General features: G+C 71.2%; 9 protein-coding genes. 8 read left to right on the forward strand and 1 reads right to left on the reverse strand.

Annotated elements, in window-relative coordinates:
• Positions 1–127 precede the first annotated feature (127 nt).
• From Vau01_RS34120 to Vau01_RS34140, 5 genes are all read left to right on the forward strand, one after another.
• Entirely contained in the window at positions 128–820 is a 693-nt protein-coding gene (locus Vau01_RS34120; protein ID WP_204001279.1) for an ABC transporter ATP-binding protein, read from the forward strand.
• Complete coding sequence (locus Vau01_RS34125) at positions 817–3,183, forward strand: FtsX-like permease family protein (RefSeq protein WP_204001283.1); 2,367 nt, start codon at positions 817–819, stop codon at positions 3,181–3,183. The genes Vau01_RS34120 and Vau01_RS34125 overlap by 4 nt, the downstream gene beginning before the upstream one ends.
• A gap of 42 nt (positions 3,184–3,225) precedes the next feature.
• Entirely contained in the window at positions 3,226–4,005 is a 780-nt protein-coding gene (locus Vau01_RS34130) for a hypothetical protein (protein WP_204001286.1), read from the forward strand.
• An 80-nt stretch (positions 4,006–4,085) separates the two neighbouring features.
• A complete protein-coding gene (locus tag Vau01_RS34135; RefSeq protein WP_204001289.1) occupies positions 4,086–4,955 on the forward strand; it encodes a hypothetical protein in 870 nt (289 codons plus the stop codon).
• Positions 4,956–5,040: 85 nt separating this feature from the next.
• On the forward strand, positions 5,041–6,210 hold the full coding sequence (locus Vau01_RS34140) for a phage tail tape measure protein (protein WP_204001292.1): 1,170 nt from the start codon (positions 5,041–5,043) through the stop codon (positions 6,208–6,210).
• A 4-nt stretch (positions 6,211–6,214) separates the two neighbouring features.
• Here Vau01_RS34140 and Vau01_RS34145 read toward each other — a convergent pair whose 3' ends face one another.
• Complete coding sequence (locus tag Vau01_RS34145; protein ID WP_204001309.1) at positions 6,215–7,447, reverse strand: EAL and HDOD domain-containing protein; 1,233 nt, start codon at positions 7,445–7,447, stop codon at positions 6,215–6,217.
• A 79-nt stretch (positions 7,448–7,526) separates the two neighbouring features.
• Here Vau01_RS34145 and Vau01_RS34150 point away from each other — a divergent pair, with 79 nt between their 5' ends.
• From Vau01_RS34150 to Vau01_RS34160, 3 genes are all read left to right on the forward strand, one after another.
• On the forward strand, positions 7,527–7,805 hold the full coding sequence (locus Vau01_RS34150; protein WP_204001312.1) for a hypothetical protein: 279 nt from the start codon (positions 7,527–7,529) through the stop codon (positions 7,803–7,805).
• Between the two features lie 47 nt (positions 7,806–7,852).
• Positions 7,853–9,439 (forward strand): methyl-accepting chemotaxis protein, encoded by a 1,587-nt coding sequence (locus tag Vau01_RS34155; RefSeq protein WP_204001315.1) that lies wholly within the window; start codon positions 7,853–7,855, stop codon positions 9,437–9,439.
• 68 nt (positions 9,440–9,507) lie between these two features.
• Entirely contained in the window at positions 9,508–13,173 is a 3,666-nt protein-coding gene (locus Vau01_RS34160; RefSeq protein WP_204001317.1) for a nitrate reductase subunit alpha, read from the forward strand.

The following is a 13,173-nucleotide window of genomic DNA, read 5'->3' on the forward strand; positions in this document are numbered from 1 at the left end:
CACAGATTCCCGACCCGGACCGCATCATGCCCCGGGTCCAGCGTCGTACATCTCCGGGACTACGGCGCCCGCGGGTTGCATCCCGGGAACGACGACCGGGCAGCACCGGCGACCCTACCGTGCAGCCATGACCACTGACACCTGCGTCGTGCGGCTCGACGACGTCCGCAAAGAGTACGGCGACACGACCGCCCTCGACGGCGTGTCGCTCGAGATCCGCAGCGGCGAGGCGGTGGCCGTGATGGGACCGTCGGGCTGCGGCAAGTCCACGTTGCTGAACATGATCGCGGGTCTCGACCGGCCGACGTCCGGCTCGGTGCGCGTCCACGACCAGGAGCTGGGCCGGTTGAACGAGACGAAGCTGGCCCTGTTCCGGCGGCACAAGGTCGGCATGATCTTCCAGTTCTTCAACCTGCTCGACGACCTGCCGGCGCTCGACAACGTGGCGCTCGCCGCCCAGCTCACCGGGTCGCGGGCCGGCGTCGCCCGCAAGCGGGCCCTCGAACTGCTCGACGAACTCGGCGTCGCCGACCGGCGCAACGCCTACCCGGCGACGCTCAGCGGCGGCCAGCGCCAGCGCGTCGCGGTGGCCCGGGCACTCATCAACCGGCCGGCGCTGCTGATGGCCGACGAGCCCACCGGCGCGCTCGACAGCCGCGCCGGTGAGCAGGTGATGGACCTGCTGCTCGACCTCAACCAGATCGGTCAGACGCTGCTGATCGTCACCCACGACGAGCGGCTCGCGACGCGGTGCGCCAGCCGCGTGATCGAGCTGGCCGACGGCCGGATCGCCCGCGAGCGCACCCTGGAACGCGCGTGAGTGCCGTATGGCGCGCGTCGCGGGCGGCGGTACACCGCCGGCGGGTGCAGACGTTCGTCATCGGGCTGGTGGTGCTGCTCTCCACCACGACGATCATCGTGGCGCTGGCGCTGCTCGACGCGTCGTCGGCGCCGTTCGAGAAGGCCTTCGAGAAACAGCGCGGGCCGCACGCCGTCGCCGTGTTCGACCCGGCCACGGTCACCGACGCGCAACTCACCGGCCGGAAGACCGGCGTGTCGGCCGCGGCGGGACCGTTCGGTCAGGTCGTCCTCGACCTGTCCGGCACCACCGGGCCGGTGCGGGAGGGCCCGATGACCGTCGTCGGGCGTGCCGACCCGGGCGGTCCGGTCGACCGGCTGGACCTCTGGGAGGGGCGCTGGCCAACCGCGCCCGGCGAGATCGTCCTCAACCAGCCGCCCCGTGACGGCGACCCGGCGTTCCCGCCGTACGTCGGAGATCAGCTGACGCTGGGCGGCAAGCCGTTCACGCTCGTCGGCCGGGCGTACAGCCTGAGCGGGTCCGCCGACGCCTGGGTGACGCCCGCGCAGATGACCGACCTGCGGCCCACGGCTGTGCAGATGCTCTACCGCTTCAGCGGTGACGTGTCCACGGAGGCGGCGGTCGACGCCCGGTTGGCCGCCGTCACGGCCGGGCTGCCGGCGGGCGCGCTGGTCGCCGCGCAGCAGTACCTCGTCGTCAAGAAGGAGGTCGCCGCCGACATCGCGGTCTACGTGCCGTTCCTCGCCACGTTCGGCGTGCTCGGGCTGATCGTCGCGATCGTCATCGTGGGCAACGTGGTCAGCGGCGCGGTGGTCTCCGGGTACCGGCACATCGGGATCCTCAAGGCGCTCGGGTTCACCCCGCGGCAGGTGGTCGCCGTCTACCTCGCCATGGTGTCGGTGCCCGCTATCGTCGGCTCGGTCCTGGGTACCGTCGCGGGGACCTTCGCCGGCCAGCCGCTGGTGAACGAGGGGTTCCGCGGGTTCGGGCTCGACGTGGGCGTCGGTGTCGCGCCCTGGATCTGGTTCGCCGGTTTCGTCGGGATGCCGGTGTTCGTCGCCCTCGTGGCGTTCGTTCCCGCCGTCCGGGCCCACCGGCTGTCGGCCGCCGAGGCGATCAGCGCCGGCAGCGCCCCACGCACCGGGCGGGGCACCCGGGTACAGCGCCGGCTCGCCGGCATCCGGCTGCCGCGTCACGTCACCCTCGGGCTCGGCCTGCCGTTCGCGCGACCGGGCCGCACCGCCTTCACCGTCGCGGCCGTCCTGCTCGGCGTCACCACCGTGACGTTCGCGACCGGCCTGACCGCGACGCTCGGCCGGTTGTCGACGCTCCAGGACCGGGCGTCGGGGCAGGTCGAGGTGCGGCCGTCCGACGGTCACAGCCGGATCGGGGCGCCGGGCCAGCCGCCGCAGGAGGCGCCGGCCCGCACCACCCGCACCGACGCCGAGGTCGAGGCCCTGCTGCGCGGCCTGCCGGACGCCGCCCGCGTCACCGCCACCTTCACCCAGCCGGTCGCGACCGTCGGGCAGACCCAGCCGTTGACCGTCAACTTTCTCAGCGGCGACTACTCGGCCATGGGGTACCAGGATCTGCTCACCGAAGGACGCTGGCTGGCGGGCCCGGACGAGACGGTCATCCCGTCGAAGTTCGTGCGGGAACACGGGCTGGCGGTCGGGAACAGGCTGACCCTGGAGATCGACGGGCGGCAGAAGGTGGTGACCGTGGTCGGCGTGGTCATGAACACCCCGTTCGGGCCGGCGGGCATCGTCGCGGACCGGCAGGTGTTCACCGGGCTGGCGCCCGACCGTGTCGTGCTGCCGCACGAGGTGCAGTACCAGGTCCAGCTCCGGCCGGGCGGCGACGTGGCGGCCTACGTCGACGCGGTGCGGGCGGCCGATCCGGCGGTCGACGCGTACGACACCTCCCAGGTCAGCGACCTCGAGGTGATCATCGTCGGCTTCTCGACGGTGCTCTCGCTGCTGCTGTCGACGGTGGCGGCGCTCGGCGTCTTCAACACGGTCGTGCTCAACGTCCGGGAGCGCCGCCGCGACCTCGGCACGCTGAAGTCGATGGGGATGACGCCGCGCCAGGTGGTCACGATGGTGCTCGCGTCGATGACCGTCGTCGGCGTCGCCGGTGGCGTGCTCGGGATCCCGCTGGGGGTCCTCGCGCACCGGTATGTCGTGCCCGCCGCGGCCGACGCGGGCCGGGTCACCCTCCCGCACGTGGTGATGGAGGTGTGGCAGGTGCCGACGCTCGTGCTGATGGCGCTCGCCGGTCTCGTGATCGCGCTGCTCGGCGCGCTGGTTCCGGCCCGCGGCGCGGCCCGGCTCACGATCGCCGAGGTGCTCCACAACGAGTGAGGCTGCAACGGCGGTGCAACGGTTCTGCATACGTTGTCGTCCATGAATGTCATGACGTCACGAGCCGGTCGCCGGGTGCTGGCCGGACTCCTCACCGTGACGGTGGCCGCCGGGCCGGTCCTGATGGGGGCCGGCCCGGCAGCGGCGGCTCCCGCCGACCGGTTCGCGGCCACCGGCCAGGCACAACTCGCGGTGACCCCGGGCGAGGTCGGTGCGATCGCGTCCGTGATCTCCGCCGCCTTCACCGCCTACCGGACGTTCACCGCCGGGAGCCTGTCGGTGGAGGACGCCACGCGGCAGATCCTCAACGCGATCTACAGCGCCAAGGTGGAGGTGATGGCCCGCATCGACGCGGTCGCCGCCGCGCAGGCGCGGGCCTGCGCCCAGGACGCCGTGCTCGACTTCGAGAACTTCGACTCCTACAGCCGCGACAGCCAGGAGGCCTTCGCGATGGCGGCGCGCAGCTGCGTCAACCTCATCGACAGCCTGCTCGCCACCGGGCCGGACAAGGCCGCCGCCGACCAGCTCGGGTTCGCGCTCCTGGCGGTCGGCCCGATCATGCTGATCGTCCGGAGCCGGATCGGTGTCAGCAACACGAGCATGATCCCGGTGCTCATCCGCAGCACCCAGGCGGTCATCACGCAGCTGACCCCGACGTGCAACTCGCGGATTCTCGAGGGACGCACGCAGTGGTTCTGCCGGGTCTACGGCGACCACACCGGCGGGTACGACACCAGCCTCTCGCTCGCCCAGCGGACCGCGACCGGACGCACCAGCCGGCCGGTGGCGCAGCGATCCCTGCCGATCCTCCAGACCCTGTAGCCGACGGCTCCGCTCGCCGGGCGCTCGTCCTTGACCTAAAGTGACAGGTCAACGACGGTAAGCGCCCGGCGAGAGGGGTGATGTTGCCGGACCGGATCCGAACGGCCTTCCGCCGCCTCGCCGGCAACCCCTGGTTGCGCGTGGCGGTCGTCGTGGTGCCGCTGGCGGTGTCCGTCGGCGTCCTGACCCGGGTGCCGCGGATCTCGCTGCTGCCGCTGCTGCCCGCCGTCGCCGTGTGGATCGTGGGCAAGTACGTCCTGTGCCCGGTGCGGTTCCTGCTGGTGTCCCGCAACGGGCACGGCCTGTGGTGGCACCTGCGCACGTACGCCGAGGGCGAGCTGCTCGGCCTGGCGTCGCCGGGACACGTGGGCGCCGATCTGTGGCGGGGGAGCCGGCTGGTCGGCGCGGGCATGGAGCCGCTGCACGCCGGCGGCGTGATCGCGGTCGACCGGTTGATCGGCGGGGTCGCGCTGGTCCTGTCGGCCGCCGTCGTCGGGGTGACGCTGCCGGTCGCGATGGCCGTGCCGGTGTTCGTCGTCGCGGCGGTGGTTGCCGTGCTGGTGGTGTTCGCGCGCCGGCGCCGGCCGGCGGTCGGGCGGGCGTGGCCGGGGTGGCGGGCGGTCGCGGTCGGTGTCGGCCTGTCGGTGGGGTATCAGGTCACGGCCGTGGCATTGCTGGTCGGTGCGGTGACGGCGACCGGTCACCGGGCCGGGCCGATCCAGGTGGCGACGCTGTACGCGGCGAGTCAGCTCGGCACGCTCCTGCCCGGGCTGAACGGGTTGAGCGCCCGCGAGGGTGCGCTGGCGGCGGCGCTGGTGTCGACCGGTGCCACCTGGTCGGCGGCGCTCGGCGCGGTCGCGTTGGTCGCCGTGGTGGCCTGGGGACCGGCGACGCTGTTCGGCGGGTCGAGCCTGCTCGCGCGCTGCTTCACCCGCCGCGCGTCTCGATAGTCGCCGATATTGGGCGTTCCCTGTGGCCGCCGCGTGTCATATCATCGGATAGTGATGTCGTAATAGCGCTGCGTAATTTTGGCTGGTGAGCGCGATGACTTTGTCGGGCTGGATCGCATTGGCGATGGCCGTCTTCGGCGCGTTCAGCTACGGCGTCGGGTCGATCCTGCAGGCGGTCGGCGCCATGCGCAGCACCGGCACCGTGCGCACGCTGGGCCATCCGATCTACCTCCTCGGTGTGGGCTGCGACCTGCTGGCCTGGGCGGCGTCGATGGTCGCGCTGCGGGAACTGGTGGTCTACCAGGTCCAGTCGGTGCTCGCCGGCTCGCTCGCGGTCACCGTCGTGGCCGCCCGCCTCGTCCTGTCGTCGCGGTTGCGCCGCCGCGACGTCGCCGCCGTCATGATCACCATCGCCGCCCTGACGGTGCTGGCGATGTCGGCCGGGCCGCAGGAGCCGGTGCTGCCGTCCCCGGCGGTCCGGCTCGGGTTCTGCGTCGCCGCGGTGTCGCTGGCGGTCATCGGGTGGGGCGCGACCAAGGTCTCCTCGCCGGGCGTCGTGGCCGCGCTGGCGGGAACGGCGTTCGGTGGCGCGGCGCTGTGTGGACGCACGCTCCCGATGCCCACCGAGTCGCCGAACGTGCCCGCGTTCGCGCTGGCGTTGATCTCCGAGCCGCTCACGGCGGCACTGGTCACGTTCGCGGCGGCCGGCATGCTCCTGTACACCAACGCGCTGCAGCACGGCCAGGTCGGCCCGGTGACGGCGGTGCTGTGGATCGGCGAGGTGGTCGCCCCGTCCGCCGTCGGGATCGCCCTGCTCGGCGACACGGTCCGGCCCGGCTGGGGTGCGGCGGCCGCGGCCGCGGGACTGGTCACCATCGGCGCGGCCATCGTGCTGGCCACCGCGCCGGTGTCGAGCACCGCGACGGTCACCAGCGCCGCGACGGCCCCCTCGACGCAGGCCGTGGCGCAGACCGTTCCGGCACCGGTGGCCGCGATCGGGGCGGCCCGGCCGCCGATGTGGCCCTCGGTCGCGTGGCACGAGCCGTCGTGGCGCGGGGTGTTCCGGCACAAGTCGGTCGAGATGGTGCCGTTCACCGACCAGCAGGCCACCACGATCCGGTGGTGGGGGCCGTCGTTCACCGACCGGCAGGCCGGAACGTACTGGTGGTGGGGACCGCTGGCCGACCCGCAGCTGATCTGGATCCCGCCCGACCGCACGCGCCGGGCACCGACCGAACCCGTGTGGCGGGCCTGACGGCTCAGACGCGGGAGCTGTCGGCGGCGCTGACCGGCACGAGGGTGCGGTTCGACCAGGCCAGCGCCGCGAGGTAGGCGCTCGCGAGGTCGTCGGCGGTGTCGGTGCTGGTGTTCTCGTACGCGCGGATGGTGGCGAGGACGTCGCCGAGGGGTCCACTGTGGTCGGTGAGGGCCCTGGTGGTGTCCGGGGCCAGCGGGAGGCTGCGGACGAGGTCGCCGATCGGCTGGTTGATGAGGTCGGCGACGCCGGAGAGCAGGCCGACGGTGAACGCGGCGTCGGGCGACAGGCCGCGGTGGTCGGCGAGGCTGTGGCACATGCGACCGCGGATGAGGGTGGTGGTGAGCTGGTCGTCGGTGGCATGGGTCATATCGCTGATGACCATGAGGGTCACCCAGTCCCGGATGCGTTGCAGGCCGAGGAGGATGACCGCGTCGCGGATGGAGTCGACGGTCTTGCTCATGCCGGAGGCGGCGCTGTTGCTGGCGCGCAGCACGCGCAGCGCGAGGGCGGGATCGGTGGCGGTGAGGTCGGCGATGTGGCCGATGTCGGCGTCGTCGTCGTGGAGGGCGGTCAACAGTTCCAACCGCCGCAGGTCCGACGGGGACAGGGCGTGGGTGGTCGTCACGTGCGGACGGCCGAGGACGTGGCCCTGGAAGAGGTCGAAGCCGAGGTCGGTGGCGTGGGTCAGCTGCTGTTCGGTTTCGAGGCGCTCGGCGACGAGCGTGAGATGCGGGTGCTGGCGGAGCCGGGTGACGGTGTCCTGAAGCGTGTCGGGGTCGGCGTCGAGCATGTCGACCTTGACGAAGCTGGCGAGGGGGAGGAGCCGGGAGGTGTGCTCGGTGAAGACGAAGTCGTCGAGGGCGATGGTGTAGCCGCGGTCGACGAGGTTGGCGATGCCGGTGACGACCTCGTCGTCGACGTCGATGGTTTCCAGGACCTCGAGGACGGTCTGGTTGTAGTCGAAGGGCACGGGGAGCTCGCCGACGAGGAACTCGCGGGTGAGGTTCACGAAGCAGGGCCGGTCGCCGACGAGTTCCGCGAGGCCGAACTCGGTGAAGGCGGCGATGATGACCTGGCTGGTCGCGTAGGCGTTGCGACGCGTGGCGGTGGTGGCGTGCGCGCCTTCGCGGAAGAGGAGTTCGTAGCCGATGACGTCGCCGCCGCGGTCGTACACGGGTTGGCGGCCCACGTGGGTCGTCGAGGCTGCGGTTGACTGCGCCGGACGGACTGTCACGAGGCACCTATCGGCACCCCCGATCCGCTTCTGAGCGTTCCGGCCGTGATCCGGTCCGTCGCCGTGGGATGGTGGGCACATGCCGGCCGATCCGGACGCCGCCGATTCAGATACGGACGATCTGCTCGCGTTGTGCGCGGAGTATTTCGCGCGCCGGGCCGAACGCGTCGCACGGTGTCGAAGAGTGCTGTCGGAATACTCCGCCACGGCGGCGGAGTATTCCGTCATGGCGTTTCTGACCGCGCAGTTCGACCAGTTGGACGCCGCCGCGCGGCACGGTGCCGATCTCGTCGCCGCGGTTCAGCGCGATCGGGCACGGGGAGACCGAATCTGGTTCACAATCGTCCCGGGGCGTTGATGTGCCGACGGCCCATGACACGAGGGCATTAGCGGGGGGATTTCGTCATGGCGCTGGCTGGGGCGTTCAACAACCGTTCCCTGCGGACGAAAATCGGCGCGGTGATTTCCGCGGCGACCGCGACGGGTCTGATCGTCGGCGGGGTCGCGATCTACACCCTGCGACACCACAACCAGAACGCCGAGGAGATGCTGACGCGCACGATCGCGGTCGACACGGCCGTCGGCAGTTTCAGCAAGAGCGTGGAAGCGTTCGGTGGTGGGGTGTCGGCCGCGCAGTTGTATCCGCAGCTGGCAAAGGAGATCCAGCAGGGCATGGCGGAGAACAAGAAGGCCATCGACGAGGCGTTGAAAACGCTGGAGATCGAACTGGCCGCGGATCCGGCGGGCATCAAGACGGTTGCCAAGGCCCGGCAGGACTGGCAGGCCTTCACCGAGTTCCTGACCGCTCCTTCCACCACGCCTCTCACCACGCCGGAACAGTTCAACGAGGCCCTGCAGAAGTACAACGCGATCTACGGCGCGGTGGTCGCCGACGAGGACACGCTCCAGGCGCTGGCGACGAGCACCGCGAAGGCCAGCCTCCAGGAGGCCAAGTCCGAGGCCGCGAAGGCGATCTGGACCATCACGCTGCTCCTCGGCCTCGGCATCGTGGGCAGTCTCCTCGTCGCATTCCAGGTGGCCGGCCGCATCCGTAAGGCCGTCCAGGGCGTGTCAGCCCTCGCCGAGGGCCTCGCCGACGGCGACCTGACCCGCACCTCCGGCGTCGTCAGCACCGACGAGGTCGGTCGGATGGCACAGGCGATGGACCGGGCCATCGGCCGGCTGCGCGAGGACATTCTCCAACTCACCGGTGACGCGACGACGCTGCAACGGGCGGCAGAGCAACTGACCGCCGTGTCCGCGGCCGTCGACACCGCCGCGTCCGACGCGTCGGCTCAGGCCGGAACCGTCGCGGCGGCGGCCGAGGTGGTGTCGAACAACCTGCAGGTCGTGTCCAGCGGCTCGGAGGAGATGGGCGCGTCGATCCGCGACATCTCCCAGTCGACGAGCGAGGCGTCCGAGGTCGCCGCGCAGGCGGTGGACGCCGCGGCGAGCACCAACGCGATGGTCTCCCGCCTCGGCGACTCGTCGAACGAGATCGCGACCGTCGTCAAGGTCATCACCTCGATCGCGGAGCAGACCAACCTCCTCGCGCTCAACGCCACCATCGAGGCCGCCCGCGCCGGCGAGGCGGGCAAGGGGTTCGCGGTCGTCGCCGGTGAGGTCAAGGACCTCGCGCAGGAGACGGCCAAGGCCACCGAGGACATCTCCCGCCGCGTCGCGACGATCCAGACCGACACCGAGGGCGCGGTCAGCGCGATCGGCCGGATCTCCACGATCATCGAGCGCATCAACGGCATCCAGATGACGATCGCGTCCGCCGTCGAGGAGCAGACCGCCACCACGCAGGAGATCAACCGGACCCTGTCCGACGCGGCCGACGGCGCCACCAACATCGCCTCGAACATCAACGGCGTATCGGACGCGACGCGCCGCACCACGGACACGGTCGTCAACACCCGCCGCGCCGCCGACGAGGTCACCACCACGGCGACCCGCCTGCAGACGGTCGTGTCCCGGTTCCGGTACTGAGGGCCGATCACCCCGTCCCGGAGATTCGGGACCTTCGGCCCTGACAGCCGCTCCGCCCGCCAACCACGATGGCGTGCATGGCGCGAACGGCCCAGCAGGCCCTGTTGGCGGTCGGCGGGCTGGTCCGCCGGGCCGAGGTTTCATCCGACGGTCGCACGCTGCACCAGATCGGTGGACGCGAAGCGGACGCGTTCTACCGCGACCGCTGGTCCTACGACAAGGTGGTGCGGTCGACGCACGGCGTCAACTGCACCGGATCGTGCTCGTGGAAGGTGTACGTCCGCGACGGGATCATCACGTGGGAACAGCAGCAGGTCGACTACCCGAGTGTCGGCCCCGACCGGCCCGAGTACGAGCCGCGCGGCTGCCCGCGTGGTGCCGCGTTCTCCTGGTACACCTACTCGCCGACCCGGGTGCGCTACCCGTACGCGCGGGGCGTGCTGATCGACATGTACCGGGAGGCGAAGGCGCGTCTCGGTGACCCGGTCGCGGCGTGGGCCGACATCCAGGGCGATCCCGAACGCCGTCGCCGGTACCAGCGGGCGCGGGGCAAGGGCGGGCTGGTGCGCGTCTCCTGGGACGAGGCACAGGAACTGGTCGCCGCCGCGCACGTGCACACCATCGGGACCCACGGGCCCGACCGGGTCGCCGGGTTCTCGCCGATCCCGGCGATGTCGATGGTGTCGCACGCCGTCGGGGCCCGGTTCCTGTCGCTGATCGGCGGCTCGATGCTGTCGTTCTACGACTGGTACGCCGACCTGCCCGTCGCGTCTCCGCAGATGTTCGGCGACCAGACCGACGTGCCCGAGTCCGGCGACTGGTGGGACGCCGCGTACCTGGTGATGTGGGGCTCCAACGTGCCGGTGACGCGGACGCCGGACGCGCACTGGATGGCCGAGGCGCGCTACCGCGGGCAGAAGGTCGTGGTGGTCTCGCCGGACTACGCCGACAACGTCAAGTTCGCCGACGAGTGGATGCCCGCGCAACCGGGAACCGACGGCGCGTTGGCGATGGCCATGGGTCACGTGATTCTCAAGGAGTTCTTCGTCGACCGGACCGTGCCGCGGTTCGCCGACTACGTCTCGCGGTTCACCGATCTTCCCTACCTGGTCTGCCTCGAACCGGTCGACGGCGGCGGCTACCGGCCCGGCAAGTTCCTCACCGCCGAGGAACTCGGCGGGACCGGCACCGAGGCGGCGTTCCGGCCGGTGGTCTGGGACTCCGCCGCCGACGCGCCGGCGGTGCCGAACGGCTCGCTCGGCGACCGCTTCAGCGAGGCCGGCGTCGGCAAATGGAACCTCGACCTCGGCGACATCGTGCCCCGGTTGGGCTGCCACGGCGACGTCGTGGAGGTGGCGCTGCCGCGCTTCGACACCGACGAGCCGCAACTGCTGCGTCGCGGGGTGCCGACCGCGCGGGTGGCGGGCCGGCTGGTCACCACCGTGTTCGACCTGATGCTCGCCCAGTACGGCGTCGCCCGGCCGGGCCTGCCCGGCACGTGGCCGAGCGGGTACGACGACGCCGCCGAGCCGTACACGCCGGCGTGGCAGGAGCCGATCACCGGTGTCCCCGCCGCGCAGGTGACCCGCGTCGCGCGCGAGTTCGCCGACAACGCCGACCGGTCCGGCGGACGCTCGATGATCCTGATGGGCGCCGGCACCAACCACTGGTTCCACTCCGACACGACGTACCGGGCGATGCTCGCGTTGACGACGCTGACCGGGTGCCAGGGAATCAACGGCGGTGGCTGGGCGCACTACGTCGGGCAGGAGAAGTGCCGGCCGGTCACCGGGTGGGCGCACCTGGCGTTCGGGCTGGACTGGTCGCGCCCGCCGCGGCAGATGATCGGCACCGCGTTCTGGTACACGCACACCGACCAGTGGCGCTACGACCACTACAACGCCGAGGTTCTGGCGTCACCGCTGGCTGACGGGCACTTCACCGGCCGGCACACGATGGATCTGCTCGCCCAGTCGGCGCGGCTCGGGTGGATGCCGTCGATGCCGACGTTCGACCGCAACCCGCTCGACGTCGCCGACGAGGCCGTGGCCGCGAACCCCGACGACCCGGCGGCACACGTCGCCGCCGCGCTGGTCGACGGACGGCTCGGGTTCGCCTGCACCGACCCGGACGCGCCGGAGAACTGGCCGCGGGTGCTGACGGTGTGGCGGGCCAACCTGCTCGGTTCGTCGGCGAAGGGCAACGAGTACTTCCTGCGTCACCTGTTGGGTACGGACTCGAACCTGCGCGCGACCGAGGCCCCGCAGGGCTTGAGACCGAACGACGTGGTGTGGCACGACGAGGCGCCGGAAGGCAAGCTCGACCTGTTGCTCAGCCTCGACTTCCGGATGACGTCGACCACGTTGTTCTCCGACGTCGTGCTGCCCGCCGCCACCTGGTACGAGAAGCACGATCTCAACAGCACCGACATGCATCCATTCGTGCACGCGTTCACCCCGGCGATCAACCCGCCGTGGCAGACCCGCACCGACTTCGCCGCGTTCCACGGCATCGCCCGGGCGTTCTCCGACCTCGCCGCGACGCATCTCGGCGTGCGCCGGGACCTGGTGGCCGCGCCGCTGCTGCACGACACCCCGGACGCGCTGGCGACCCCGCACGGCGTGGTGCGGGACTGGAAGACCGGTGACGCCGTAGAAGCCGTACCCGGAAAGACGATGCCGAAGTTCGTCGTGGTGGAACGCGACTACGGCGCGGTCGCCGACAAGCTGGCCGCGCTCGGCCCGCTCCTGGACCGGTTGGGTACCACCACGAAGGCGGTCACCGTCGACGTCACCCCGGAGATCGAACGGCTGGCCCGGGTCAACGGCACGGTCCGCGGCGGCGTCGCCGACGGGCGGCCCCGGCTGGACACGGACATCCGTGCCTGCGAGGCGATCCTGACGCTGTCGGGAACGACCAACGGCCGGGTGGCCACGGCGGGCTTCGAGTTCCTCGAACGACGCACCGGGCAACGCCTCGCCGACCTCGCCCGCGAGCACGAGGGCAAGCAGATCACGTTCGCCGACACGCAGTCGCGGCCGGTGCCCGTCATCACCAGCCCGGAGTGGTCGGGCAGCGAACACGGCGGACGCCGGTACTCGCCGTTCACCATCAACACCGAGCGGCTCAAGCCCTGGCACACCCTCACCGGCCGGCAGCACTTCTTCCTCGACCACGACTGGATGCACGAGGTCGGCGAGGGCCTGCCGGTCTTCCGGCCGCCGCTGGACATGCACAAGTTGTTCGGCGAGCCGCGCCTCGGCACCACCGGCGAGCTGGAGATCACGCTGCGGTATCTCACGCCGCACTCGAAATGGTCGATCCACTCCGAGTACCAGGACAACCTCATCATGCTGACGCTGTCGCGCGGCGGCCCGACGATGTGGATGTCCGAAGTGGACGCGGGGAAGATCGGCGTGCGCGACAACGACTGGATCGAGGCGGTCAACCGCAACGGCGTGGTGGTGTGCCGGGCGGTGGTGACGCACAAGATGCCCGCGGGCACGGTGTACATGTACCACGCGCAGGAACGCGTCATCGACGTGCCGAAGGCCGAGACCAACGGCCGGCGCGGCGGCATCCACAACTCGTTGACCCGGTTGCTGGTGAAGCCGACGCACCTGATCGGCGGCTACGCCCAGCTGTCGTTCGCGTTCAACTACCTCGGTCCGACCGGCAACCAGCGCGACGAGGTCACGGTGATCCGTCGGCGTTCGCAGGATGTGGAGTACTGA

This window comes from Virgisporangium aurantiacum (genome assembly GCF_016863635.1).
GTDB classification, from domain to species: Bacteria; Actinomycetota; Actinomycetes; order Mycobacteriales; family Micromonosporaceae; genus Virgisporangium; species Virgisporangium aurantiacum.

Coding starts and splice junctions, on each gene's coding strand:
- Vau01_RS34120 (WP_204001279.1), top strand. CDS start 128: ATGACCACTGACACCTGCGTCGTGCGGCTCGACGACGTCCGCAAAGAG.
- Vau01_RS34130 (WP_204001286.1), top strand. CDS start 3,226: ATGAATGTCATGACGTCACGAGCCGGTCGCCGGGTGCTGGCCGGACTC.
- Vau01_RS34135 (WP_204001289.1), top strand. CDS start 4,086: ATGTTGCCGGACCGGATCCGAACGGCCTTCCGCCGCCTCGCCGGCAAC.
- Vau01_RS34150 (WP_204001312.1), top strand. CDS start 7,527: ATGCCGGCCGATCCGGACGCCGCCGATTCAGATACGGACGATCTGCTC.
- Vau01_RS34155 (WP_204001315.1), top strand. CDS start 7,853: ATGGCGCTGGCTGGGGCGTTCAACAACCGTTCCCTGCGGACGAAAATC.
- Vau01_RS34160 (WP_204001317.1), top strand. CDS start 9,508: ATGGCGTGCATGGCGCGAACGGCCCAGCAGGCCCTGTTGGCGGTCGGC.